Annotated in this window: 24 protein-coding genes and 4 pseudogenes; 11 read left to right on the forward strand and 17 right to left on the reverse strand. The window is 59.1% G+C overall.

Annotated features, from left to right (window positions below; genetic code table 11):
- Positions 1–5: 5 nt before the first annotated feature.
- The 6 genes from ACWPVA_RS20995 (at position 6) to ACWPVA_RS21020 (ending at position 7335) form a co-directional block, all read left to right on the forward strand.
- Positions 6–3014: a Tn3 family transposase gene (locus ACWPVA_RS20995; protein WP_024899727.1), complete on the forward strand. Its 3009-nt coding sequence runs from the start codon at positions 6–8 to the stop codon at positions 3012–3014.
- A 68-nt stretch (positions 3015–3082) separates the two neighbouring features.
- The gene (gene phnC / locus ACWPVA_RS21000; RefSeq protein ID WP_024899728.1) at positions 3083–3889 is read left to right on the forward strand and encodes a phosphonate ABC transporter ATP-binding protein; all 807 of its coding nucleotides are present in this window, start codon (positions 3083–3085) and stop codon (positions 3887–3889) included.
- A gap of 21 nt (positions 3890–3910) precedes the next feature.
- Positions 3911–4813, forward strand: coding sequence for a phosphonate ABC transporter substrate-binding protein (gene phnD, locus ACWPVA_RS21005; protein WP_024899729.1), 903 nt, complete (start codon positions 3911–3913; stop codon positions 4811–4813).
- A gap of 64 nt (positions 4814–4877) precedes the next feature.
- Complete coding sequence (gene phnE / locus ACWPVA_RS21010) at positions 4878–5804, forward strand: phosphonate ABC transporter, permease protein PhnE (protein WP_024899730.1); 927 nt, start codon at positions 4878–4880, stop codon at positions 5802–5804.
- Positions 5804–6664: a phosphonate ABC transporter, permease protein PhnE gene (gene phnE, locus ACWPVA_RS21015; protein WP_024899731.1), complete on the forward strand. Its 861-nt coding sequence runs from the start codon at positions 5804–5806 to the stop codon at positions 6662–6664. Before phnE (ACWPVA_RS21010) ends, phnE (ACWPVA_RS21015) begins: the two co-directional genes overlap by 1 nt.
- Positions 6661–7335, forward strand: a complete 675-nt coding sequence (locus ACWPVA_RS21020; RefSeq protein WP_107327987.1) for a DapH/DapD/GlmU-related protein — start codon at positions 6661–6663, stop codon at positions 7333–7335. Before phnE (ACWPVA_RS21015) ends, ACWPVA_RS21020 begins: the two co-directional genes overlap by 4 nt.
- A 399-nt stretch (positions 7336–7734) precedes the next feature.
- Here ACWPVA_RS21020 and phnE (ACWPVA_RS21025) read toward each other — a convergent pair whose 3' ends face one another.
- The 3 genes from phnE (ACWPVA_RS21025) to ACWPVA_RS21035 form a co-directional block, all read right to left on the reverse strand.
- Positions 7735–8526: a phosphonate ABC transporter, permease protein PhnE gene (gene phnE, locus ACWPVA_RS21025; RefSeq protein ID WP_454289671.1), complete on the reverse strand. Its 792-nt coding sequence runs from the start codon at positions 8524–8526 to the stop codon at positions 7735–7737.
- A complete protein-coding gene (locus ACWPVA_RS21030) occupies positions 8519–9265 on the reverse strand; it encodes a phosphonate ABC transporter ATP-binding protein (RefSeq protein ID WP_131390035.1) in 747 nt (248 codons plus the stop codon). The genes phnE (ACWPVA_RS21025) and ACWPVA_RS21030 overlap by 8 nt, the downstream gene beginning before the upstream one ends.
- A 79-nt stretch (positions 9266–9344) precedes the next feature.
- The gene (locus ACWPVA_RS21035) at positions 9345–10202 is read right to left on the reverse strand and encodes a PhnD/SsuA/transferrin family substrate-binding protein (RefSeq protein WP_454289672.1); all 858 of its coding nucleotides are present in this window, start codon (positions 10200–10202) and stop codon (positions 9345–9347) included.
- 118 nt (positions 10203–10320) lie between these two features.
- Here ACWPVA_RS21035 and ACWPVA_RS21040 point away from each other — a divergent pair, with 118 nt between their 5' ends.
- The 4 genes from ACWPVA_RS21040 to ACWPVA_RS21055 all read left to right on the forward strand — a co-directional run bounded on the left by ACWPVA_RS21040 (position 10321) and on the right by ACWPVA_RS21055 (position 13647).
- On the forward strand, positions 10321–11487 hold the full coding sequence (locus ACWPVA_RS21040) for an alpha-D-ribose 1-methylphosphonate 5-triphosphate diphosphatase (RefSeq protein ID WP_024899095.1): 1167 nt from the start codon (positions 10321–10323) through the stop codon (positions 11485–11487).
- Between the two features lie 13 nt (positions 11488–11500).
- Positions 11501–11773, forward strand: a complete 273-nt coding sequence (locus tag ACWPVA_RS21045) for a GntR family transcriptional regulator (RefSeq protein ID WP_024899096.1) — start codon at positions 11501–11503, stop codon at positions 11771–11773.
- Positions 11774–11829: 56 nt separating this feature from the next.
- Positions 11830–12582 carry an IS6 family transposase gene (locus ACWPVA_RS21050; RefSeq protein ID WP_024899183.1) on the forward strand — a complete coding sequence of 251 codons (753 nt, stop codon included), beginning with the start codon at positions 11830–11832 and terminating at the stop codon, positions 12580–12582.
- A 396-nt stretch (positions 12583–12978) separates the two neighbouring features.
- Positions 12979–13647: an LbetaH domain-containing protein gene (locus tag ACWPVA_RS21055; RefSeq protein ID WP_024897970.1), complete on the forward strand. Its 669-nt coding sequence runs from the start codon at positions 12979–12981 to the stop codon at positions 13645–13647.
- 70 nt (positions 13648–13717) lie between these two features.
- Here the strand turns inward: ACWPVA_RS21055 and ACWPVA_RS21060 are convergent.
- From ACWPVA_RS21060 to phnF, 14 genes and pseudogenes are all read right to left on the reverse strand, one after another.
- Positions 13718–13960, reverse strand: a pseudogene (locus ACWPVA_RS21060) (transposase); the annotation flags it as partial.
- Between the two features lie 215 nt (positions 13961–14175).
- Positions 14176–14754 (reverse strand): phosphonate metabolism protein/1,5-bisphosphokinase (PRPP-forming) PhnN, encoded by a 579-nt coding sequence (gene phnN, locus ACWPVA_RS21065; RefSeq protein ID WP_024897968.1) that lies wholly within the window; start codon positions 14752–14754, stop codon positions 14176–14178.
- 5 nt (positions 14755–14759) lie between these two features.
- Positions 14760–15899: an alpha-D-ribose 1-methylphosphonate 5-triphosphate diphosphatase gene (locus tag ACWPVA_RS21070; protein ID WP_024897967.1), complete on the reverse strand. Its 1140-nt coding sequence runs from the start codon at positions 15897–15899 to the stop codon at positions 14760–14762.
- Positions 15892–16548 (reverse strand): DapH/DapD/GlmU-related protein, encoded by a 657-nt coding sequence (locus tag ACWPVA_RS21075; protein WP_024897966.1) that lies wholly within the window; start codon positions 16546–16548, stop codon positions 15892–15894. The genes ACWPVA_RS21070 and ACWPVA_RS21075 overlap by 8 nt, the downstream gene beginning before the upstream one ends.
- Entirely contained in the window at positions 16545–17264 is a 720-nt protein-coding gene (gene phnL, locus ACWPVA_RS21080; RefSeq protein ID WP_024897965.1) for a phosphonate C-P lyase system protein PhnL, read from the reverse strand. The genes ACWPVA_RS21075 and phnL overlap by 4 nt, the downstream gene beginning before the upstream one ends.
- Positions 17265–17331: 67 nt before the next feature.
- Positions 17332–18108: a phosphonate C-P lyase system protein PhnK gene (gene phnK / locus ACWPVA_RS21085; protein ID WP_024897964.1), complete on the reverse strand. Its 777-nt coding sequence runs from the start codon at positions 18106–18108 to the stop codon at positions 17332–17334.
- 8 nt (positions 18109–18116) lie between these two features.
- Entirely contained in the window at positions 18117–19010 is an 894-nt protein-coding gene (locus tag ACWPVA_RS21090) for an alpha-D-ribose 1-methylphosphonate 5-phosphate C-P-lyase PhnJ (RefSeq protein WP_007875096.1), read from the reverse strand.
- Complete coding sequence (locus ACWPVA_RS21095) at positions 19007–20176, reverse strand: carbon-phosphorus lyase complex subunit PhnI (protein WP_024897963.1); 1170 nt, start codon at positions 20174–20176, stop codon at positions 19007–19009. The genes ACWPVA_RS21090 and ACWPVA_RS21095 overlap by 4 nt, the downstream gene beginning before the upstream one ends.
- Positions 20177–20179: 3 nt before the next feature.
- Entirely contained in the window at positions 20180–20791 is a 612-nt protein-coding gene (gene phnH, locus ACWPVA_RS21100; RefSeq protein ID WP_024897962.1) for a phosphonate C-P lyase system protein PhnH, read from the reverse strand.
- A 155-nt stretch (positions 20792–20946) separates the two neighbouring features.
- Positions 20947–21396 (reverse strand): annotated as a pseudogene (locus ACWPVA_RS21105) (ATP-binding protein); the annotation flags it as partial.
- 51 nt (positions 21397–21447) lie between these two features.
- Positions 21448–22623 (reverse strand): annotated as a pseudogene (locus tag ACWPVA_RS21110) (Tn3 family transposase); the annotation flags it as partial.
- 54 nt (positions 22624–22677) lie between these two features.
- On the reverse strand, positions 22678–23379 hold the full coding sequence (locus ACWPVA_RS21115) for an IS6 family transposase (protein WP_024899768.1): 702 nt from the start codon (positions 23377–23379) through the stop codon (positions 22678–22680).
- Positions 23380–23442: 63 nt separating this feature from the next.
- Positions 23443–23733, reverse strand: a pseudogene (locus tag ACWPVA_RS21120) (ATP-binding cassette domain-containing protein); the annotation flags it as partial.
- A gap of 229 nt (positions 23734–23962) precedes the next feature.
- The gene (gene phnF / locus ACWPVA_RS21125; RefSeq protein ID WP_454289673.1) at positions 23963–24748 is read right to left on the reverse strand and encodes a phosphonate metabolism transcriptional regulator PhnF; all 786 of its coding nucleotides are present in this window, start codon (positions 24746–24748) and stop codon (positions 23963–23965) included.
- Positions 24749–24986: 238 nt separating this feature from the next.
- On the opposite strand from phnF, the gene ACWPVA_RS21130 reads away from it, so the two are divergent.
- Positions 24987–26105: an alpha-D-ribose 1-methylphosphonate 5-triphosphate diphosphatase gene (locus ACWPVA_RS21130; protein WP_454289674.1), complete on the forward strand. Its 1119-nt coding sequence runs from the start codon at positions 24987–24989 to the stop codon at positions 26103–26105.
- Positions 26106–26115 lie beyond the last annotated feature (10 nt).

Below are 26115 nucleotides of genomic sequence, written 5' to 3' on the forward strand. Positions count from 1 at the left end.
AGACCGTGCCGGTAGGATATCTGAGCGAGAGCCAGGCGCGGGAATATGGCTGTTTTCCCGACGAGCTTACCCCGGATCAACTGGCTCGCTATTTCCACCTCGATGACGCCGATCGTGCGTTCGTCGCCTTGCATCGCGGCGATCACAATCGTCTGGGCGTCGCCGTCCAGCTCGGATCGTTGCGCATACTCGGCACCTTTCCGGAAGACCCCACAGAGGCACCTGTTCCGGCCCTGCGCTTCACCGCCCGCCAGCTTTCGCTCACCGAGCCCGAAGAGTTGATTGCCGAATATGCCCGCAGCGAAGGGCGCTGGCGCCATGCGCCTCGCATTCGTCAGCACTACGGCTACCGAACCTATACCGATTTCGGTGTCGCGTTCCGTCTCAACCGCTTTCTTTACGCCCTGTGCTGGACGGGATCGGACCGACCGTCGGCTCTCTTCGACCGGGCCGTCGCATGGTTGCTGGAAGCCAAGGTCCTGCTGCCGGGCCTGTCTGTGCTGGAAAGGGCCGTGGCAAGGGTTCGCACACGGGCGAACAGCCGGCTGCATAGATTGCTGATCGAGTCGATGACGCCCGAGCAGCGTGCGCGACTGGATAGCCTGGTCGCTGTTTCCGAAGGCAGTCGGCAAAGCCCGCTCGACCGGCTGCGCGATGGACCGTACATTCAGAGCGGGCGGGAGATCAGCCGTGCACTCGGCCGTCTGGAAGAGATTCGCACCCTCGCAAGCGGCCTGCCGTCGCTCGATCGGCTGCCACCGGGTAAAGTCACGGCGCTGGCGCGGTTTGCCAGCGCTGCAAAGGCTCAGGCCGTTTCGCGTCTGCCGGCCGACCGGCGCGCTGCAACCCTGCTGGCCTTTATTCGAACACTCGAAGCATCGGCCGGGGATGATGTCATCGATCTGTTCGACGCGGTTACGACATCGATGGTGTCGGAGGCGTCGTCGGCCGCCAAGCTGGCAAGATTGCGGTCGCTGCGAGACCTGGATGCAGCGGCACTGAAGTTACGCGACGCGGCGATCGTCATTCTCGATCCCGAAACGCCCGACGATGCAGTCCGCACCGCAATCTTCGACCTGATCGACAGGCAGGCGCTTGACGCGGCCGTCGAGCGTGTCGGCACCCTCGCGGAACCTCACGACGACACCTACTTTACCGAACTCAGGAAGCACAATCGCAAGATTGCCTATACGCCGGGACTGCTCGCCGGCCTCGATCTCGGCGCGGCTCCCGCCGGCCGGCCCTTGCTGGAGGCCATTGATTATCTCCGTGTGGTTCATTCCGGCCGCAAGCGCGCCGGCCCACCACCAACAGCCTTTGCGCCAAAGGCATGGCAGACCCAACTCAAGACTGCCGATGGCGCTGTCGATCTGACAGGATATCGGCTCTGCATCCTGGACGAACTGCGCCGCGCCATTCGCCGGCGCGACATCTTTCCGGTTCACTCACTGCGGTATGCCGATCCGCGCAAGGGGCTGCTATCAGGTCCAGCATGGGAAGCTGCACGTCCGACGGTCTGCCGCACCGTCGGAGTGTCCACCGTTGCTGACGAAGAACTCGGGCGTTTGTCGAGCCGGCTAGACCGAGCCTATAGGGAAACCGCCGATCGTGTCCCGCTGAACCCGGCCGTCACCATCATCAATACCTCGGAAGGCTCGGACCTGTCCCTCGATCGCCTGGAAAAGATCGAGGAACCGCCTAGCCTCATCGCGCTGCGCGCCGCGATCGATGCGCGTCTGCCTCGGCTCGATCTGCCCGAACTGATCATGGAAATGCATGCGAAAACCGGCTTTGCCGATCTCTTCACCCACGCCAGCGAGGGCGGCTCACGCGCGGAAAACATCGCAACCAGCATCTGCGCCGTTCTTGTCGCCGAAGCGACCAATACCGGATTCGAGCCGCTGGTTCGCATCGATACCCCGGCACTTCGACGCTCCCGGCTCAGCTGGGTCAAGCAGAACTTCCTGCGCGCCGAGACGCTGACCGCCGCAAACGCCGCTCTGGTCGCGGCGCAAAACGCCATCCCCCTGGCGAGAAAATGGGGCGGCGGTGAAGTGGCGTCCGCCGATGGATTGCGGTTCGTCGTGCCGGTCCGCACCATTCATTCCGGCCCCAATCCGCGATATTTTGGGCAGGAGCGCGGTATCACCTGGTACAATCTCGCTTCAGATCAGTTTACCGGCCTCAACGCCATGACCGTTCCAGGCACCCTGCGCGACAGCCTCAACCTCCTCGCCGTCGTGCTGGAACAGGAGACCGAGCTTCAGCCCACCGAGATCATGACCGACACGGCCGGATATACCGACACCGTCTTCGGCATCTTTTATCTGCTCGGATACCAGTTCAGCCCTCGCATCGCAGATGTCGGCGGGGCAAGATTCTGGCGCGCCGATGCAAAAGCCAACTACGGCATCCTCGACGATCTCGCGGCGAACAGGATCAACATGAAGCTGATCATCGAGCATTGGGACGATCTGTTGCGGCTTGCCGGCTCCCTCAAACTCGGCGTCGTCCAGGCCGCTGGCCTCACCCGAACCCTCCAGACCAATGACCGGCCAACCCGTCTCGCTCGCGCCCTGCAGGAACTCGGCCGCCTTATCAAGACGCTCTACCTCCTGCGCTTCATTGATGATGAAAGCTACAGGCGCCGTATTCTCGTCCAGCTCAATCGAGGTGAGGGTCGCCACCAGCTCGCCCGCGTCATTTTTCATGGAAAACGTGGTGAACTGCGGCAGCGCTATCATGAGGGACAGGAAGATCAGCTCGGAGCACTCGGCCTGGTCGTCAATCTCGTCGTGCTCTGGAACACGATCTACACGGATGCAGCCGTCAACCAGCTCTTGACTGAAGGCTACGACGTCAAGCCGGAGGATGTCACGCGTCTCTCGCCGCTCGGCTTCCGTCACGTCAACATGCTTGGTCGATACGCCTTCACGCTCCCCGATTTCGTGGCCCGAGGCGAACTCAGGCCTCTACGCGATCCGAAAACCGCCGACCCCGATGACGAGCCGTGAAATCCTTATGTAGGTTTTCTGTTCCGTTGCTACTCAGACCCCTCACAGAGGCGCTCCATGATCGCTTCATGGAAAAGAACACGCTCTCCCTTCGCAATCTCGGCCGCAGCTTCGGCCCGACCAGAGCCGTCGACGGTGTCAGTCTCGACATCGCCGCCGGAGAGTTTGTAGGCGTCATTGGCCGCTCGGGTGCCGGCAAGTCCACGCTTCTGCGCCTAATCAACCGGCTGATCGACCCGACGGACGGCAGCGTCCATTTCGGCGAGCGCCAGATCACGTCGCTCAACGGACGAGCGCTGCGCCAGTGGCGTCGCGAATGCGCGATGATATTTCAGCAATTCAATCTGATCGAGCGGCTCGACGTGCTGACCAACGTGCTGGTCGGCCGCATCTCCTCGCATGGTTTCGCGAGCTCCATGGCGATGCGCTTTTCCGACGCCGAACGTGCATTGGCGATCCGTGCGCTCGACCGGCTCGATCTCGCCCCGCAGGCCCTGCAGCGCGCCGGCACGCTTTCAGGCGGTCAGCAACAGCGCGTTGCCATCGCCCGCGCACTCCTGCAGGAGCCGCGTATCCTGCTTGCCGACGAACCGATCGCCAGCCTCGACCCCGGCAACGCCATGCGCGTCATGGAGGCGCTGCGCACCATCAACATCGAGGACGGCATCACCGTTATCGTCAACCTGCACACGCTCGACACGGCGCGCGCCTATTGTGACCGCATCGTCGCCATGCGCTCCGGCCTCGTCATGTTTGACGGCAGCGCCCGCAACCTCACCGACGAGGTCGTTCGCGACATCTACGGCAGTTCCGGCCTCACCGAGTTCAACGAATCCATCACCTCGACCTCCATCCGGTCGGCGGTTCCGGCCTGATCAACCTCTGGGAGAATACCAATGCGTCTCATCGCCGCCACAGCCCTCCTCACGCTTTTTGCCCTGCCGACCATCGCTGCCGACTGGAAGTCCGACTACAAGGTCGTTCGCTTCGGCGTTTTGTCCGGCGAGAACGAGAAGGATCGTGTTGCTCGTTACAAGCCTTTTGAGGCCTATCTTGAAAAGACCCTCGGCATCGACGTCGAGCTCTTCACCGCTGGCAACTACGACGGCGTCGTCCAGGCACTCGCCGCTGACCAGATCGAATTCGCCTTCCTCGGCTCCTCGGCCTATGCAGCCGCCTATACCGAGACCGACGGCGGCGTCGTTCCACTGCTGACCGCGGTTCAGGAAGACGATTCTACCGGCTATTTCTCGGTCATTACGGTGCGCTGCGACAGCCCCTATAAGAAGATCGAGGACCTTAAGGGCAAGGTGTTGGCCTTTGCCGATCCGGATTCCACCAGCGGCTATGCCGTTCCGAACTACAACCTCGTGCAGCAGGGCTTCGAGCCCTCGACCTATTTCTCGGCAACGCCATTCTCCGGCAGCCACGAGGCCGGCGTTCAAGGCGTCGTCAACGGCCAGTTTGATGCAGCCGCCACCTATATCAACAACGAGAAGAGCGGCATTCCCCAGCGCATGGTCTCCAAGGGCATGATCAAGGCCGGCGAAGTCTGCTGGATCTGGGAGTCGCCCGAGATCACGTCCGGCCCCTTCACCGCCCGCAGGAACCTGCCGGCAGAAATGGTCAGCGCCATGAAGGATGCCGTGAAGAACGTGCCGACAGCCGATCCGGCAGCCTTCAAGGAAATGACCGGCGCCGAAAACTCGACGGCCAAGGGCTACGTCGAAGTTGACCATGACCGCTACCAGTGGATCGTCGACATGCGCGCCTGGCTGAAGGCCCAGCGCAAGAGCTGATCCCGAGCGAAACGCAGACGGGGCGATCTCGACAGGGATCGCCCCTTTTTTACAGGGAAACGTCATGACCTTCGCCCCTGCCGCAGCCCCTTCCCAGGCGGTGCTGGATTTCGAACGCGCCTATGCCCGCCACCGCGCCCGCGGGCGGCTGACCTTCCTCGTCGTGACGGCGGCTCTGCTGATCGCCTTTGTTGTGACAGCCGATTTCTCCAATCTCCTCAAAGTCAGCCAGATCACGCTGTCTGACGGCAGCAGAGCCGAACGCTGGATCCTGCTCGCAGGCTTGCCACGGCTCGGCGAATACCTTGCCAAGACCGTTCCTCAGCTGTCGTCGGAAACGCTTGGTGCAGACCTCGCCGCGTGGTTCTGGCGGTGGAAGGTCTGGGGCTGGCTCCTCCTCGAAACCGTGCTCATTGCCTTTATGGCGACCGCCCTTGGGGTGGCCGGCGGCTTCGTCATGTCCTTCCCGGCGGCGCGCAACCTCTCACCCAGCAGGTGGATGCTCTGGCTGTCGCGCCGCTATCTCGAAATTGCCCGTACGGTGCCGGAACTGGTATTCGCGCTGATCTTCGTCTTCTGTTTCGGGGTCGGCCCGATGGCGGGCGTGTTGGCGATCGCGCTCCATACCTGCGGGGCGCTCGGCAAGCTCTATTCGGAAGTGAACGAGAACATCGACATGCGCCCGCTGGAGGGCGTCAAATCGGCGGGCGGCAGCAGGGCTGACCAGATACGCTATGGCGCGGTGCCGCAGATCCTGCCGAACATCATCAGCTACACGCTGCTGCGTTTCGAGATCAATGTGCGTTCGTCCTCGATCATCGGCTATGTCGGCGCCGGCGGCCTGGGTCAGGAGCTTCGCACTGCCGTATCGTTGCAGGAATACACCGATTTGTCGGCGCTCTTCATCATCGTCTTCGTCACAGTCTTTGTGATCGACTGGGGCTCGGAAAAGCTGCGCCACCGGATCATCGGCATGGAAAGGATCCACTGATGACAACCGTTACCCGCGCGGAAATCTTGGCGCTGCGCCAGTCCATGCCGCTCGCCTTCCGTCCGTCCATGGAGATGCGGCTGAAGCGCTGGGGTTTGATGCTCGGCTTTACCGCGCTGTTTGCCTGGTGCCTCTATGATTTCGGCTTCACGCCAGAACGCATCATCAACGGTCTTAGCCGCCTCGGGCGCGTTCTCTCCTTCATGTTCCCACCCCATATCTGGACGGAATGGGATCAGGTAAGCGATATCCTGACGGGCCTCGGCGAAACGCTCGCCATGGCCTTTCTCGGGACGCTGCTTGGCGCCGTGGTTGCCTTTCCGCTCTCCTTTCTCGGCGCCAAAAACATCAACCGGTTCGCCTTCTTCCGCTTCGGCGTTCGGCGAGGCTTTGACATCATACGCGCCTTCGAGACGCTGATCCTGGCGCTCGTCTTCATCCGCGCCTTCGGCCTCGGCCCGCTTCCCGGAGTGCTCGCGATCGCGGTGGGCGAAATCGGTGTTCTTGCCAAGCTCTACGCCGAGGCGATCGAGAACATCTCCAAGAAGCCCGTCGAGGGCGTTGTTGCCTCCGGAGGGTCTCGCTCCCAGGCCATCCGCTTCGGGATGCTGCCGCAGGTCTGGCCGGTGCTTCTTTCAATCACCCTCTACAACTTCGAATCCAATGTCCGCTCAGGTACCATTCTCGGCATTGTCGGCGCCGGCGGCATCGGCTTCATCCTCTCCGACCGCATCGGCGCCTATCGATGGGACGAGGCTTGGTCGATCATCTTCCTGATCATCGCCATGGTCTATGTCATCGACGCCCTCTCCGGCGCAATCCGCGAGCGGTTCATCGGCAAATGGGAACACGCGAAATGAAAATGCTGTCGGAAGCTCCGACCATCCATGAAACGGCGACGGTCGTCGGCTGCGAACTCGGCAAATGGACCGAGATCCAGGCCCATGTCAGCATGCGGGAAAGTCAGTTCGGTGACTATTCCTACATCGTCAAGGGCGGCAACGTCGTATGGTCGACCATCGGCAAGTTCTGCTCGATTGCCGAAGGTGCGCGCATTAACCCGGGCAACCACGCCACCTGGCGCGCGAGCCAGCACCATTTCACCTACCGTGCAGCACAATACGGGCTGGGCGAAGACGACACCGAGTTCTTCCAATGGCGCAAGGATCACTGGGTGACCATCGGCCACGACGTGTGGATCGGCCACGGCGTCACGGTACTTGCCGGCGTGACGATCGGCACCGGCGCGGTGATCGGCGCCGGTGCGGTCGTCTCGAAGGATGTCGAACCTTACACAATCGTCGGTGGTGTTCCCGCAAGGGCAATCAAGCGACGCTTCAACGAGGAGCAGGCCGCAGCACTGCTCGATATCGCTTGGTGGGACTGGCACCACGACACGCTGCGCGGCCGCCTTCCTGACATCCGCACACTCTCGATCAATGCCTTCATCGACAGATATCGCCGGGACACATTCGCGCCAACCATATCGACCCAAACCACGGAAGCCGAGGCCTTGTTCATGGTCGAGTAGCTATGCCATTCAGCTTCTCCCTCACAGATCCGAGCGGGCGGATTTCCCGCACCCGGCTCTTCCCGAGAGTAAACCGCGTCACCTCCTGGCCTTCTCCCAAGTTCGAGCTATACGTGGGACTGGCAGTTCGAAGCGTGCGGTCAAGGGCTCGAATTCCGTCCAGCTCATTCGCCGGCTTTTCTGACTTCGCCGCCTCAGGCAGCGGAACCATATGCTCAGTGGCGGCGTCACGTCGCCTGTGCACCAAGCGGACATTGGCTCCAAGCCTAGTGGTGACCGGATCGGGGCCGACACAAGACTGTCCGCTCCCATCGACTCTGCCAACGAAAGCGTTCGCGTTATGCTTCAAGGACTGGTGAGATTATCTGAAGGCACTTTATGAGGTGCATGCCGGCCGCCTCATTGCGCCTTCTGCCGCAGCCGGTCGGTCGCAAGCTCCATCACCAGAACGATCACGAAGATCACGAGGATGATGGTCGAGGCGTTGCGGTACTGGAAAAGGTCGAAGGCGACTTTCAGTTCCTGGCCGATGCCGCCGGCACCTACGAGGCCGAGCACCACCGACGAGCGGACCGCCTTTTCAAGCGCGAACTGCGAAGTGTTGATCAAGGACGGCATGATATCGGGCACGACGGCGCCGGAGAGCACAGAAAAACGTCCCGCACCGGCGGAGAACAGAGCCTCCTGCGGCTCCTTGTCAGCATCCTCGATCGCTTCGGCGAAGAAGCGACCGCAGAAGCCGATCGTGTCGATGATGATGGTCATGGTGCCGGCCACCGCGCCAAGCCCGATGGAGGCGACGAAGAGCAGCGCCCAGACCATGTCCGGCACGGTGCGGAAGAGCGAGATCATTACCTTGAAGACGTGTCGGAAGGGCCCGATCGGCGACAGCGTGCGCGAAGCGAGCCAGGCGATCGGCAGACTGAGCAGCACGCCGATGACGGTGCCGACGAAGGCGATCTGCAGCGTCTCAATCGTGCGCCAGGTGACGCGCATCAGAAAACCGGGTTCAAAGCTCGGCCACAGCATGCGCTCAATCAGGTTCGCCATCCGTGGCGCACCGTTCAGAAGCTGGCTCGGCGTTGGCGCCACCTGCGTGGCCGAGACGACGAGCAGCGCACCAAGAGCGACGAGGATGGCAAAAACAAACGGCGAGGCGCGGAAAAAACGGGCGGGTGCGACCTCACGCATGAAACACGCCCTCCAGGCGTTTGCGGTCGACTTCGGCCACCGGAAGGTCGAAATGCACGTGGCCGGCCTTCAACGCCACGATCCGGTCGGCAAAGCTCAGCGCATGCTCCATGTCGTGGGTCGTATAGACCAGCGTTATGCCCCGTTCCCGGACGAGATCAGAAAACAGCGCCATCACGTCGCGACCCGCCGTCGGATCGAGGCTGGCAGCCGGCTCGTCGGCGATCATCAGCCTGGGCTTGCGCACCAAGGCGCGGGCGATCGCGACGCGCTGCGCCTGACCGCCGGAGAGTTCGTCGGCGCGTGCGGTCGCCTTGTGGGAGAGCTTCACCTGATCAAGCGCGTCCATCGCCTCTTCCCGGCATTCGCGTTCGGCGATCGCCTGGTGCCAGGCGCGCCAGGTGCCGGGAAGGCCAAGCTTGCCGTGAACGACATTGGTCAGCACCGACTGCCGACGCACGAGGCCGTGGTGCTGGAAGACGAAGCCGATCTGCTGGCGCATGCGCTTGAGCTGCGGACCGCTCGGCGCACTGCGGAAGGCTTCGCCGAGTGTCGAGATCTCACCATCGCAGAACGGCGTGTGGCCGATCAGGCACTTGAGCAGTGTCGACTTGCCCACACCGTTGGCGCCGACCAGCGCCACGCGCTCCCCGCTTCGGATGCGGATGTCGACACCGGAAAACACCGGCTTTCCGTTGGCATAACCCTTCTTCAGGCCCTGCGTGCTGATAACGTCCATCGCGGTATTCTTTCTGCGGATATGGCGTGGAGCCGGCGCTGGTGGCGCCGGCCCGATGGCAGGATCGGGTTGGGCCCGCTCAGTTGACGAAGTCGTTGAACGTATCGACGCCAATCGTCCGATACATCGAGCGGACGTAGTCGTAGTCGCTGTCCTTGACGTCGGTCAGGAAGAAGCCACCCTTGAATTTCTGGTTGTCTTCGCCCTGGAGAACGGCGGCCATGATGTCTGTGCCCTTTTCGACGAAGGCCGTACGGATCTTTGCGACGGTTTCCTCGGCCAGGTCCTTACGGGCAACTAGGATGTCGTTCGGCAGGTCACGGCCACGGGCAACCACGGCAAAAGCGACATCCGGGAAGGCTTCGCGGACGGAGGCAAGGTTGCCGAAATTTAGGCTGATGGCGGCGATGTCGCCACGGATCAGCGCTTCGGCGGCAACGTTGCTGGCGAGGATCACAGGCTCGTAGTCTTCATTGTATTTGAGGCCGAAATCAGACAGTGCCTGGGCCGGACCGAGATGCTGGGAGGTGGATCCGACCGAGCCGAAGGATACCTTCTTGCCCTTGAGATCCTCGATCGAGCGGATTGGACCATTGGCCAAGACGGCGATCTGGGCGAAGTAGTCCGGACGCTGCCAGGCGACGACGATCTGCGGCTGTGCAAGTTCCTTCATGACGACGTATTCGGCCGGGCCGGTGAGGACGAGGTCGACCTGTCCGGAATTCAGAGCTTCGACGGCAGAGGTGCGCGAACTGACCGGAAAGAGCTCGATTTCCAGACCGGAGGCCTGCTCAAGCGCTTTTTGAAAGCCGCCGAATTCCTGCTGCAGGGCTTCCATGCCCTCGATGTCGGTGACGGCGAATTTGACACTCTCGGCCGCGGCCGGCGCGAGGGAGACCAGAGAGATTGCACAGGCTGCGAGAAGGGAGCGGATCATGATATCTTCCTTTGCTGTATAGACAGGAGCATCTTCTGCGACTATCCCTAGCGACCAGACGTGACGGGCACGTGACAGTTTTCCGGCCCCAGGGCGAAAAACAAAACGGAGAGACGCGATGAACTGGACCATCCGCAACGGCACCGTTCTGGGCACCGAGAGACTCAAACACACTGACCTCTTCGTCGAGGGCGGCATGCTGTCGGACAGGGGCAATGGTGGGCGCGAGATCGACGCCGCAGGCCTGCTCGTCCTGCCGGGGATTGTCGATATCCATGGTGACGGCTTCGAGCGGCAGATCATGCCGCGACCGGGCGTGCGCTTCGACGTCGGCTTGGCACTGCGCGACACTGACCGACAACTGGTGACCAACGGCATCACCACAGCCTTTCACGGCGTAACGGTGTCCTGGGAGCCCGGCCTTCGTTCGCTGCAGGCCGCTGGCGACTTCGTCACCGCACTTGCCGCTGCACGCCCGCATCTGGCCTGCGATACCCGCCTGCACCTGCGCTGGGAGACCTTCGCGCTCGATGCGCTGTCGCAGGTGATCGAATGGCTGTTGCTCGATCCGAAGCCGCTCGTGGCCCTGAACGACCATACGACGGGTTCGGTGCTGAAGGGGGCGATCGCCCGCAAGATCGGCCAGATGGCCGAGCGCTCCGGCTTGTCGCGTAATGATTACATGGCGCTACTCGACGACGTCTGGGCACGGCGCAAAGATGTGGCCGGTGCCATCGAAAAGCTCGCGGCAGCAGCACGCGACAACGGCAACGTACTCCTCGCCCATGACGAGGCGTCTCCCGAAGAGCGCCGACATTTCCGGGCACTGGGGGCCGTGTCTTCGGAGTTTCCGCTAACGCTGGAGACGGCTGCCGAAGCCCGCGCCGCCGGCGAACATGTCATTCTTGGCGCCCCCAACGTCGTGCGCGGTGGCAGCCACAATGGCGCACTCGACGCAACGACAGCGGTTCGCGACGGGCTCTGCAGCGTGCTCGCCTCCGACTACCACTATCCGTCCCCACTGCATGCAGCCTTCCGGCTGGCATCCCCTGACGATGCTGGCTTCGCCAAGGTCTGGCACCTCGTGTCGGCCAATGCCGCCGCCGCCGCCGGCCTGTCAGACCGGGGACGGCTTGAAGAGGGAAAACGCGCCGACCTCATCCTCGTGGATGCCAAGGACATGCGCCACCCGAAGGTAATGGCAACCTTCGTCGGCGGTCGGCTCGTCTATTCGGCACAGACTCTGATAGAGACCGAACGCGCGATAGCCTCGGCTGCCGCCTGAACCGGAAACCATCATGCTCGACACGCCTGAAATCCCTCTCGCCGCCTTCGACGGACTGGTCTTCGGCCCGCGTAGCGACATGCCGATCTGGCAGCAGATCCGCGACCATATCCTTGGCCTGATCGAAGGCGGAACCTTGAGGCCAGGCAGCCAGTTGCCCGGAGAAACGCATCTCGCAGCAAGCCTCGGCGTCACCCGCATCACGCTGCGCCAGGCCCTGCAGCAGTTGCAGAACGAGGGGCACCTGACGGCGCGCAAGGGGCTTGTCGCAAACTTTCGGGCTTAACCGTATGTTGACCATAGGCATGGAATTTGCCGCTCCGAAAGTTGCGGAGCGAGCCCATGATTCTGAATGCTATTGCCGAGAAGCTGAAGCGCCAATCAAAGGATGACTTCAAAGGCAGGCATTTCGAGGCCTGGTTGATTGTACAGGCGGTTGCCTGGTACTTGCGCTACCCGCTCAGCTATCGTGACTTGGAAGAGATGTTTCGCGAGCGGGGCTTTGAGGTCGATCATAGCACGATCAACCGCTGGGTATTGGCCTATGCGCCGATGATCGAAAAACGGCTTCGGCAGTTTAGGCGCCCCCATTGCGGCTCGGTCAGAATCGATGAGACGTACGTCAAGATCCGCGGCAAATGGCGCTATCTGTACCGAGCCATCGACAAGCATGGCAATCCGGTAGATTTCCTGTTGACCGCTAAGCGCGATCTCGCCGCCGCCAAGCGGTTTTTCCGCAAGATGCTCAAAGACGAACCCTTGTTGTCGCCGACCAGGATCGGGACCGACGGGGCCAACACCTTCCCGTCAACGATCAAAATGTCGGTTGATGATGGGCTCCTCCATCCCGATCCCGTCCACTATGTCACCAAGCACCTCCAGCAAGGCATCGAAAGTGACCATTTCCGGGTAAAGAAGAACATGCCAAAGATCGGTGGCTTCCAATCCTTCAACACGGCGCGGCGAACCATCGCGGGTTTCGAGGCAATGCTGTGGTTGAGGAAAGGCTTCAGCTTTTCCGGCGGTTGGACTGTCAACGATCAGAACGATTTTCTTGCGCGCCTCTTCGGACTGCAAAAGATTAACAAAGCATGAAAATGAGGACGCTCAGGGGATAATCGCGCGCTCCGAAAATGTTTGCGACAGGCCCATCTGGTGCCTATTATGCATCGCAAGGGCCAGATTTTCATCATGTAGAAATCGATGGGGATTTCCTGAATGTTGAAATGAGCCCGGTAAACATGGTATGGCTCATCGGCGAGGCTGCCCGCTCGCAAAGTGTAATGGGAGCAGGCATTCGTCATGCAAGGCTTCCTCTGGAAAAATTCAGAGGCGGATGGGCAAGACTGGTAATCTGCGATGAGAACAGCAAACGTGCCTGGAGCAATCCTCTCCATCTATCATCGAAGTCGTGAGATTGCTGGCTACGAGATCACGGGCCACGGGGAAACCCCTCTAACAAAAGGGGTTTTCAACCCTTGGAGAGCAGAAATGACAGACACATATCCAGTTCCCCGTCCGAAAATTGCCGAGACGGTTATTCATCCCTCGGTACAACTGAGGGACGCCAGAATAGGAACCTGCTGCGAAATACTGGACGATACTTCACTCCACACCGTGGAGCTGGGCGACTTTTCATATCTCGGCCAACGTTGCATCGTCGAAAATGCGGTGATTGGAAGGTTCTGCGCTGTCGCTGCCGAGGTCAGGATCGGAGCGCCCAATCACCCGATGAACCGCCCCTCCATGCACCGGTTTACCTATTGTCCAGAATATTATTCGCATGACGCTGACCGCGATCTGACTTTTTTCACAAGACGCGCCGCTGATTGTGTGACTATCGGACATGATGTCTGGATCGGGCACGGGGTCATCGTACTGCCCGGTGTGAAAATAGGTAATGGCGCGGTTCTGGCGGCTGGCGCGGTCGTCAGCAAGGATGTTGCGCCTTACACCGTGGTCGGCGGTGTGCCGGCCAAGCTCATACGGAAACGCTTTGAACCTGTAATCGTTTCGAAGCTTACCGATATTGCCTGGTGGGATTGGCCCTTTGCAACAATTATCGAACGTCTTCCAGACTTCCAGTCAGAGAACATCAACGCATTTTGTGATCGTTGGTGGGGCAAAAATGCCAACGAAAATGGCAATAGCCAATCGTAATCAAGTATGGGGCAATAATTGTTAGTGAGAAAGTTTTGATTGCCCCCCTTCAAAAGAACGCCCTCGGGGCGCGCTCCGCCTTCAGCTTGGCGACCTCTTTCCGAAGCCTCTCGATCTCAAGCTGCTCCGGCTTCATCTGGCCTTTTCCAGGAAACGACTGGCTGGGATCGTCGCCGTATTCACGAACCCATTTGCACAACACATTCTCGTGGACATCAAGATCACGAGCAGCCTGCTCAACAGTGACCCCACGTTCCCTGACAAGCTTCACAGCCTCAAGCTTATACTCGCGGCTGAATATTCGTCTTTGCATTCATGCTCTCCGGTTTCAGGAGGAATATCTTACCTCGATGTCCATGAAACCGGCGGCAGGCCAAACCGCCACCTTATCATTATAGCGGCGGGTCAATTTTTTAGTTGAAGCATGAGTTCGTCTTCAGTCATGCCCGCTCATGATCCGTTCAATGACACTGCAATGAACGGACCATGACGTTTGTGTAAACTTACATTCCGCTTTAAGATTTTAATTTAGGCAATTGTTTTAATGCTAATTTCCTGCAGATGACGCAGGAAGGCATCTGTGGAAGCAGCGACTTCCCCTGAATTGTCTATTATGACGACATCGTCTGCACCGTCATCGAAGCTCACTTCGCGCTTAAGTCGCAAAGCGATTTCTTCTCGACTTTCACGTCCACGCGATGCAAGCCGCTCTGCAAGTACTTCCGGCCTAGCCGAAATGACGACCACGGACCGTTCCGAATAAAGCCTGCGGATATCGCCAAGTACACGCCGCGAGACATTCGCAATCACCACGATACCGTCGGCGATTTCATCATCAAGCGATTTCGGCAATCCATAGCTCAGGCTATGCGCCTGCCAGTGCAGCGCGAAAGCACCCTCGCCTGCGGCTTTAGTAAATGCTGCTTCATCCAGACTGTCGTGATCTTCCGTGCCCGGCATTTGCGGACGCGTGATGATCCGGCGCACAAAATGAAACCGCGTGTCGCCCGCAAGAGCCACACGCGCTGCATCCATAATCGTGTCTTTGCCGGCCCCGCTGGGGCCGACAACGGCAACGAAACAGCCTTTCGGCGTATCGGATTGCATCTGCATCAAAGCACCCGTTCGCCTTCGCGCCAGACAGTGCGCACAACCGGAATTGCACCTTTCGGCCGCACGCGAACCAGATCGGCACGCTTTCCGATAGCGATTTCGCCGCGATCATCCATCGCCATGGCATCAGCCGGGTTCTTGGTTACGAGGCGGACAGCCTGTGGCAGCGCAATCGGACGCTCCCCCGAAGCAAGGCCGAAAGCCGACTGAATGAGGCTGAACGGAATGTAATCCGAGGACAGAATGTCGAGGCTGCCATTATCGACGAGATCGCGTGCAGCAATATTGCCGGAATGCGAGCCACCGCGCACAATATTGGGCGCGCCCATCAGAATGGAAAGGCCTGCACCTTTTGAGGCACTGGCTGCTTCCATCGTGGTCGGAAACTCGGCGATCCGCACACCATGGTCGAGTGATTCATCGACATGCGCGCTGGTCGCATCATCATGGCTGGCCAGCACGATGCTGCGCGCTGCTGCCAGTTCGGCAATGGCACGACGATGTTTGGCCGAATAGGCGTCCGAATCCGCCATACGCTTCTCACAATGCACCCGGAACTCCTCATCCGTGAGCTTCATCTTGCGCATGTAATAAGTGCGATACGTATTAAGATCAACGAATTGACGCTGTCCCGGTGCATGATCCATCAGCGAAGCGAGTTTAACGCGGTCATCGGCTGCGAAAAGCTCGAATGTTTCAAGGCAATCTGCTGAGGAAACTTCGCAACGCAGATGCAGAAAGTGGTCTGCACGTAGACGATTTTCGCGAACACCGCTGTCGATGGCGTCCGCAAGCATCCGCATATCCTTGCCCACGAAGTCACGGTCATAATCAGAACCAACGCGCATCGCATCGAAAACTGTCGTGATGCCCGATGCTGCAACCTGCGCATCATGCGCCTGAACCGCTGCATCGACATTCCAGCGCACCTTTGGACGCGGCGCGTAATGGCTTTCCAGCTGATCGGTATGCAGCTCGATGAGGCCCGGAATAACATAATCGCCATCCATGTCATCGCCGCCGTTGGTATTGCCCTGATCAATGGCGGCAATTTTGCCATCACGGATCAGGATAGAACCGGAAACGATCTCATCAGCAAGCACGATCTGCGCATTTTTCAGAACGGTTTCATTAGCCATTGGATAGCTCTTTCATGACCGCATTCGCATTGGCGGCCGTTTCATATTTCGAGAGGAATGCTTCGATATCGAGCGCGCGGAAATCATCGAGCGCCTGGCGCAGACGATCATGGCTCCAGTCCCACCAGGCCAGTCGATCCAGACGATTGCCGATCGCAGCGTCGAAGCGTTCGCGAATGAGACGCGCCGGAACCCCACCAACAATTGTATAGGGCGCCACGTCCCTGCTCACGACAGCTCCGGCACCGACAACCGCACCGTTGCCAACCGTCACACCCGGCAAGATGGTGGAGCCATGGCCGAGCCATGTGTCGTGACCGATTTTCACGGCATTGCCGCGACGCCAATCAAAGAACTCCGTCTCATCCTTTTCTTCCGGCCAGTAATCACCGGCGCGATAGGTGAAATGATGCAACGTCGGACGCCATGTCGGATGATTGGTGGCGTTGATACGCACATGGCTGGCGATATTGGAAAACTTACCGATCTCAGCACACCAGATTTCGCAATCGATACCGAGATAGGAATAGTCGTCCAGCACAGTCTCCGAAACACGGCTGCGCGCGCCGATCTCGGTATATCGACCGAGCTTGCTACCGTTTACTTCAGCCGTTTCGTGAACCAGTGGTTCTACTGAGAGCTTGGTCATGCTGCTGCCTTCGGCGAGAAAGCGGTTACGTCGATAATGCGATCAGCAACCTGTTCACGCACATCTTCATCGTGGAAAATGCCAAGCATTGCGACGCCTTGCGCCTTCTTGGCCTTGATGAGATCAACAACGACTGCCCTGTTTTTGGCATCGAGCGAAGCTGTCGGCTCATCAAGCAGCAACACCGGATGATCCGTGATGAAACCGCGCGCAATATTCACGCGCTGCTGCTCACCGCCGGAGAAGGTTGCAGGTGGCAATGCCCAGAGCCGTTCCGGCAGGTTGAGCTGCGCGAGCAATTCGCTTGCACGATTGCGAGCAGCATCGCGATCAACACCACGAGCCACCAATGGCTCCGCAACGACATCGATTGCCGCCACGCGTGGCAATGTGCGCAGGAACTGGCTGACATAACCAATCGTATCACGCCGAACAGCCAGCACTTCGCGCGGATCGGCTGTTGCCAGATCCACCATACGGTCTTCGTGACGAATGAGGATTGAACCTGCATTCACGGCGTAATTGCCATAGACCATCTTGAGAATGGAGCTTTTACCAGCACCGGAAGGTCCGCCTAGCACGGCGCATTCGCCTGCTTCCAGATTGAAGTCCACGCCACTTACGACTGGCAACTGAATGCCACCCTGCAAATGCATCGTGAAAGTCTTCGCCAGACCCGACACGGCCAACGGAGAGGATGTTCTAACTTGTGTCATTTCTCACCTCACGCATGAAGTTTCGCTAATTTACGAACAACACGCTGCAAACATCTGTTTTAATTTACTAAACCTGCAGAATAGACGACACGAGCAGCTGCGTGTAAGGCGCTTGCGGGTCATCCAGAACGCGGTCTGTCAGGCCCTGTTCGACAATATGGCCGTCTTTCATGACCATGATGCGATGGGACAGAAGACGCGCCACTGCGAGGTCGTGGGTCACGATGACAACCGAAAGGCCGAGATCGCTCACCAGACCGCGCAGCAGGTCGAGAAGGCGTGCCTGCACGGACACGTCGAGACCGCCAGTCGGTTCATCCATGAAAACAAGACGCGGCGCTGTGACGAGATTGCGCGCAATCTGCAGACGCTGACGCATACCGCCGGAGAAAGCGCCGGGCTGGTCGTCGATGCGGTCGGCAGCGATTTCGACACGTCCGAGCCATTCAGTTGCCGTGTTGCGAATATTGCCATAATGGCGCTCGCCAACAGCCATAAGCCGTTCACCGACATTGGCACCTGCCGAAACGGTCATGCGCAGACCATCCGAAGGATTCTGATGCACGAAGCCCCAGTCGGTACGCATCAGAAAGCGGCGTTCAGCCTCTCCGATCTTGTAAAGATCGCGGAACTCGCCATCACGCATTCGATATTCCACGCTGCCCGATGTCGGTTCCAGACGTGTCGCCAGACAGTTGAGCAAAGTCGTCTTGCCCGAACCCGATTCACCGACGATGGCCAGCACTTCGCCCGGCCACAGCGAGAAATCGATATCCGCGCAACCGCGACGACTGCCATAAAACTTCGAGAGATTGCTGACTTTCAGCAGAGGTTCGACGCTCATTTCAATACTCATTTCAGGGCTCCTTTGGCTGCGGCCTCATTGTTCGCTGCCAGATGACCAAAGTGGCCATTCGCCTGACGATCTTCACAATAATCGGTGTCGGAGCAGACAAACATCGAGCCGCCACGGTCATCGAGCACGACTTCGTCCAGATAGACGCCGCGTGCGCCACACAATGCGCAAGGCTGTTTGAATTTCTGCACTTCAAATGGATGATCCTCGAAATCGAGGCTCACGACATCCGTATAAGGCGGTACGGCATAGATGCGCTTTTCACGACCGGCACCAAACAGCTGCAAAGCTGGCGACATATGCATCTTTGGATTGTCGAACTTGGGCGTCGGCGACGGTGCCATGACATAGCGCCCTTCGATCATCACCGGATAATCATAGGTCTTGGCGATATGGCCATGGCGCGCGATATCCTCGTAAAGCTTCACATGCATGAGGCCATATTCGGCAAGCGCGTGCATCTTGCGCGTTTCGGTTTCACGCGGTTCCAGAAAACGCAGCGGCTCAGGAATTGGCACCTGATAGACAATCACCTGCCCTTCAGTCAGCGGATATTCCGGAATGCGGTGACGTGTCTGGATGATAGTCGCCTCACCCGTATGGGTGGTCACGGCAACATCAGCGGTTTTCTGGAAGAATGCCCGGATGGAAACGGCATTGGTCGTATCATCAGCGCCCTGATCGATAACTTTGAGCACATCATCCTGACCGAGAATTGCCGCCGTCACCTGCACGCCGCCTGTGCCCCAGCCATAAGGCATCGGCATTTCACGGCTTGCGAACGGAACCTGATAGCCCGGAATAGCAATGGCTTTCAGGATAGCACGACGGATCATCCGCTTTGTCTGCTCGTCCAGATAGGCGAAATTGTAATTGGCTAGATCGCTCATTCTGCTGCTTCCTTGCCTGCGGCAATATTGGCTGCTGCTTCCTTGCCTGTGCCGATATTGGCTGCTGCTTCGGTTGCCAAAACTTCAGTCTCGTTGTTCGCTTGTTCATATTCCGCACGCATACGGCGGATGAGATCAAGCTCGGCCTGAAAGTCCACGTAATGGGGCAATTTCAGATGCTCGACGAAGCCCGTCGACTGCACATTATCGGAATGGGAGATGACAAATTCTTCGTCCTGCGCGGGTGCTGTCACATCCGCATCGAATTCGCGGACACGCAGCGCCCGGTCGCAAAGCGACATCGACATGGCTTTGCGCTCGCTTTGTCCGAACACCAGACCGTAGCCACGGGTGAACTGTGGTGCCTGCTTGGACGAGCCTTTGAACTGGCTCACCATCTGGCATTCGGTCAGCTGAACACGGCCAAGCGAAACGGAAAAGCCGAGCTCAGGCACATCAAACTCAACCTCCACCTCGCCAATGCGGATTTCACCGACAAATGGATGCGTGTTGCCATAACCGCGTTGCGTGGAATAACCCAGAGCCAGCAGGAAGCCTTCATCACCGCGCGCCAAAGCCTGCAAGCGCAGATCACGCGGCATCGGGAACGTCCAAGGTTCGCGGGTAAGATCGCCCGGCTCATGCCCCTCCGGCATCGCACCGTCTTCTTCGATCATGCCGTTGACACCGAGAATATCGGTCACGCGTGGCGTTTCTTCAGGCTCAATCGCACGCACTTCCGGCTCGGGAACACTGACATCACCCGCCAGTTCCGGATCAAGCAGACGATGCGTGTAGTCAAATGTCGGCCCCAACAACTGCCCACCGGGCAGATCTTTATAGGTGGCCGAAATGCGGCGTTCGATCAGCATATTCGCGGTCTCAAGGGGTAGCGAATAGCCAAAACGCGGCAGGGTTGTGCGGTAGGCACGAACCAGAAAGATTGCCTCAATCAGATCGCCCCGCGACTGGCGCACGGCAAGTGCTGCGAGCTCTCGGTCATAAAGCGAACCTTCGGCCATGACGCGATCAACGGCGAGACCCAGCTGTTCGGCAATCTGGTCAAGACGTAACGCTGGAACCGAGCGGTCGCCACGACGGCGATCATCAAGCAGACGGTGGGCATTGCGGATGGCGGTTTCACCGCCCTTTACTGCAACATACATGGATCAACCCTCCGAACTAACGATACGCGTGGTACGCGGAAGCGCTGCGACTTTGCCGTCAGCAACGAGTAGCAGATCGATACCCAACGGAAACAGCGCGCCATTTTCACGCCATTGCGCAGCAAAATCCTGCGGCAGACCATCGACGTTCAGCACAGTTTCATCCTTGATGCCCGGGCCTTTGAGGGTGAACCCCTGTCCGCTATCGAGCGACGATACAGCCAGAACAACGGTCGTCGAACGGTCCGGAAATTCTGGTTCTCCTTGGGAAAAGGAAGAAAGTGCTGGCAGCGATTGCGCATCACTTACGAGCGCGAACTGTGCTTTAGACTGATCCCCAACGATGGGCGCGCCGGCATGGAATGTCAGCCAGGCTGTTGCATCCTGATTGGCTGCGACTTTGGCGTCGACCCAGACGCTTGCGTCGTGATCAAGCAGCGTTGCAGCGATCAGGCCAAGCTCTGGCGTGAGTGGCTTTGATGGCACAGCAGCACTCGGCAGCGAATAGATGCGACCGGGATTAGCCATTGCGTGCATGACCGCATGAAACGCCATCTGCGCTTCATTGACTGGATCTGTCAGTCCGCCCTCAAATGCAGAAGTAGAATGGAGCATCAGTTGTCTCCCTGTCAATCGGCGTCGTAACGGGACCCCTTATCGGCTCCCAAAAGGGACCCCTGCCTCTAGTTGCATCGGGTCAGCGCGCGTAGGCCCGGAGCTCTCCATTTAGCGCAGGGGCCTGCGGGCGCGGGTTGTTTGTCTTTTCGGCTTTAGCTTTGAGAGCGGTTTTTAAAGCGCCAGGATTCGTTCCCGGTTTCCACGATCTCGCAATGGTGGGTGAGCCTGTCGAGTAGAGCGGCGGTCATCTTGGCGTCGCCGAATACGGCCGGCCACTCGCCGAAGGCTAGGTTCGTCGTGACGATGATCGATGTCCGCTCGTAGAGCCTGCTGATGAGATGGAAGAGGAGCTGGCCGCCCGCCTGGGCAAATGGGAGATAGCCCAGTTCGTCCATGATTACGAAGTCGAGCCTGGTGATGAAGTCGGCCAGTCGTCCCTGCTTACCGCTACGTGCCTCCGTCTCGAGCCGATTGACGAGGTCGACAACGTTGAAGAAGCGGCCTCGTGCTCCGTTGCGGATCAAGGCACGTGCAAGCGCGATGGACAGGTGGGACTTCCCCGTGCCGGTTCCGCCGACCAGAACGATATTGTGCTGCTCGGCGTCACGACACGAAAGTGTTGGATCTGTCCGACTTTTGAGAACGTATGGTGATCACGCTGCGAGGATAGATGTTTCGCGCCGCAATGGCCTGAGATCAACGCCGTCTGTTGGGGTCCAGATGTAATCGCCGGTGAGACTGATGTGCTGCCAGCCGAGTGGGGTAATGTGTTTGATGATGTCAAGCGGCGTGGGAATGCCATCTCGGTTGAGCTCGGCGAACGCCGGTTCGAGATAGAGTGTGTTCCAGTAGACGATGGCGTTGATTAGCAGGTTCAGTCCAGATGCTCGGTAGAACTGGCTCTCGAAAGTCCGGTCGCGCAATTCTCCGAGGCGATTGAAGAACAGTGCGCGGGCCAAGGTGTTCTGGGATTCGCTCTTGTTGAGGCCGACCGTCGCGTTCCTGCGCATTTCGGGGTTCTGCCACCACTGGGGCAGAAAGATGGACCGATTGATGCGACCGAGATCGCGTAGCGCCAACGCCAGTCCGTTCTGGCGTGGGAATGCGGACAGCTTTGCCAACACCGTCGAAGGCCGAACCTGCCCGGAACGGATCGTCGTGACCAGCCGCAGGATGTCGTTCCAGTTTGCCTTGATCCGCTCGACGTTGATGTGCTCGCCAACGAGCGGCGCCAGGTTTTCGGGAGGCGCGTCGCCCGGGAAGAGATAGAGCTTGCGATCCTTGAGACCGCGCAGCCGAGGCACAATCTGGAAACCAACGAGATGGCAAAGGGCGAAGCTCATATCGCTTACCCCGCCGGTATCGACATAGTGGGTTTCGATGGCGAGATCGCTGCCATGATAGAGCAGTCCATCGAGGACATAGATGGCTTCGCTCGCATTGGCATTCATGGCGATGATGTAGAAAGCGCCGTACTGGTCAGAGGTGAACCGGTAGAATTTGGCGCCGGGGTTGGGACCATAGCGGCCGTTGAGGTCGCCGATCGCCTCGGCGTGTCCGCCCGCCGGAAAATACTGGCCATCGGAGGATGACGTTGTTCCATCGCCCCACAAGCTTGCCAGAGGCAATTGCCTCTGGGCGTTGACGAGAATGGCGTGCGCGGCCGTGTAACCTTCCTCGCGAATATGCCAGTCGTGCGCCCAGGCGAGTTGGCGCATCGTAATGCCGGGGGAAACGTCCGCCATTCTCGTGAGACCGAGATTGATGCCGTCCGCCAGGATGGCGGTGAGGAGCGCAAGCTTGTTGTCGGCCGTCCGACCGCTGCGCAAGGCGTTGTCACGGTAAGTACGGCAGGCTAAGACGGGCGGGGCGTTCCAGAATTTTCAGACGATGCAGGCCGCGATTTTCCATGCGTCGAGCGCTTCGAAGCGATGGTAGCGAATTGTTTGTGCGGCACGGCGGCGGGATGGAACTGAAAAGCAATTGCGGGTAGCGGAGTGCATGGAAACAAACCGTTGCAATGCTCCTGGTGATCGGTGGCCCTGCATGGCTCGTTCCCGTTTTCGAAACGGCAGATGGCTATTCTCAGCCCGATTGTTGAGGCCCTTGTGCGACCAATGGTCGAGGCCAGGTGCCACGTCCGCCTTTGCTGCGCCGTAGGAGCGCAGCTTATCGGTGATGATCCGCTTGGGAACAAAGCCATAGCGTTTCATCAACGCCACCAGCAGGCGCTTGGCTGCCCTTTTGTCGCGTCGCTTCTGCAAAATTTCTTCGAGAACGATGCCGTGCTGATCGACCGCGCGCCAGAGCCAGAACTTTTCTCCAGCGCATTTCACGACGACTTCGTCCAGAAACCAAACGTCGCCGGGGCGGGCCTGCCGTCGCCGCAAGTTGCGAGCGATCTGGGGTCCGAACTTGGCGATCCAGCGGCGGACCGTCTCATAGGAAACGTCGATACCACGCTCGAGCAGCATTTCCTCAACTTCACGCAGGCTCAGATTGAACCGCAGGTAAAGCCAAACTGCGTGAGCAACGACCTGTGGCGGAAAACGATGACGCTTGAAACTGATATCTGGTGTCTGCATCGCCGAAATTTACGCCCAACCCAAAACGCAGGCAACTGCAATACAGGTTTACGTGACAACGCCCGCCATATTAGCCGTAACCGTCATGTGCGGGTAGAGGGCGTAGGACTGAAACACCATCGCCACGTCGCGCGCCTTCGGTCGCACCCCGTCCACCACGCGATCCCCGATCGACAGCGAGCCGCCCGTCTGAACGTCGAGACCGGCCAGGATCCGCAGAAGCGTCGACTTCCCGCATCCCGACGGACCCAGCAACGTCAGAAACTCCCCGTCTGAAATCGAGAGCGAAACGTCCCTGAGAACCGAGGTCGACCCAAACGACTTTTGCACATGGTCGATCGTTATTGCAGCCATATTCAATACTCTGATTAGATATCGTGCCGAGTAGGCGGCGTCAGCCCTGCCCTTTTCACTCTGCGTTTTCGAGGCTAGCTCAATCGCCTCACGGCAACAGATCGACGTCAGTTTGATGACAGATCGGAGACACCTACGGTATGAATTTCGGATTCATACCCTTCGGATTCGCGCGCAAGGCTCTCGAGAGTCTCATGGAATCCTGGAATGCGTGCGGTTTGTCGCGTCGTCAGTCGAAGCGGACGACGAGTTCCATGTGTTGGGGAGCAATGCGCGTAAATGAAACGACGATCGGCAGCCCTTCTTCGTCGATATTGATATTCGTTACGAAGATTGCCGGCTGGCCACGTGACATCGACAGCAACTCGGCATCCAACTTCGAGAGCGCAACCGCCGAAATCCGGGATTCGTGGCGACGATATTCCTGCACGCCAAGGCGCTTCCATGCCTCGCTGAAGCTGCCCGTTTCCTCGATAATGGTTTCGATCTTTTCAAAACGCGGTAACGGAAAATAGCTTGCGGTCAATGAGACGACGATCGTGTCGACCACAGTCATCGTATCCACGCGCCGGACGAAACGGTTGCGCGGCATACGCAGATCGCGCGCTAGCTCATTGGTAACTCTTACCCGTTCTGTTCCGAGATAGCGGCGTTCACTGACACGTTCGATATCCTTCAGCGCAGTCGTTAGGCGGGTCTTGGGTCCGAGCTGGTGGCGGACCATCCGCTCCTTCACGAAAGTTCCTCGCCCCTGCTCGATACGTAGCAGATCGCGCTCGCGCAGCACGACCATGGCACGCCTGATCGTGTTTCGATGGACGCTGAACCGCTCGGCAAGCTCGAACTCGGTCGGCAATTTTTCGCCGGGTCGATAGCGTGACGATTTGATGTCCTGCTCGATCGTGTCGGCGACGACGCGCCACAAGGTCGAGGCGCCGCGCCGATCATGAAGTGTCGCCTTGTTATCTGGCAGAGTGGTCATCAACGCGCGTCTCAACAGCATCCCGGTCGGCAAAAGTCACGACATTTCAGGCGGCCAAACCGGCTTGCTGTCAAGATCGAAGATGTGTCGGCCACTCTGTCGGAAGGAATGTTTCCAGAAGACATACCGTTTTCGTCACTCCCTTGTCATCCAACTGTCGCCCAACCATCATCTGGTGGCCATAGCCCTGAAGTCACTGAAGCAAGATCATCTTAGGACAAATTCGAATTCAGGGAGCGCGTGCCGACAGGCGCTCGCGCAGTGTGGAAACGTGGAAGCAATCATTACCAATGCCCGGATCGTCACCGGCACCGAAGTCATCCTTGGCTCGATGCAGGTCAAGGACGGCAAGATCTCCGACATCGCCCGAAAAGGCACGGCCGACGTCGGTGCCCTCGATTTCGAAGGCGACTATCTCCTCCCCGGCCTTGTCGATGTCCATACGGATCATCTGGAAAAGCAGATCATGCCGCGGGCTGGCGTGTTCTGGAACAAGGTCAATGCCGTTCGCACCCAGGATGCCGTGCTTGCGGCAGGTGGCATCACCACCGTTTTCGATTCGCTGATCGTCGGCGCCGTCGGCAATCCCGATCGTCGCAAACTTCTGCCACTGATGGTCGAAGGGCTTCACGATGCGCGTCAGGCAGGCCTGCTGAAAATCGATCATTTTCTCCACCTTCGTTGCGATACGCGCGAGGCCGATCTCGTCGAGCTTCTGAAGCCCTATCTCGGCGAAGCGAGCTTGCGCTACGTCACGGTGATGGACGATGGCCCGCATCGCGATCCCGATCGTTTCAGGAAACTGCAAAGACGCAAGGGTATTGCCGACGAGGTCATCGAAGAACAGATCGCCGCGGCGCCGCATACGAATGACCATGCGGCAATCAACCGGGCAGCAGTCGTCGCATTGTGCAAGCAGCACGGCATCAAATTCTCAAGCCACGATGATACGACAGCCGCTCATATCGCTGAAGGCCAGGCTTTCGGCATGACCATCTCGGAATTCCCGATTACGCTGGAATCGGCACGGGCGGCACGCGCCGCCGACATGACGACGATTATCGGCGGCCCCAACATCGTTGCTGGACGTTCGCATATCGGCAATGTCTCAGGAAGACTGCTTTCGCAAGAGGGCCTGATCGACGTCATCTGCTCGGATTACATTCCCTCGAGCATTCTCTACGCCATCTGGACCCTTGCCGGCGAAACCAACGGCCCGGACCTGCCTGCGGCAGTGGCTATGGGCAGCAAGCGGCCTGCAGAACTCTTCGGCCTCGACGATCGCGGAGAGCTGGCCGTCGGGCGCCGCGCCGACTTCCTGCGCGTCACCGAGATCGATGCAGCACCGATCGTTCGCAACGTCTGGGTCGAGGGAGTTCAGATCCTGTGACCGATCGACA

This window comes from Rhizobium arsenicireducens (assembly GCF_964021225.1).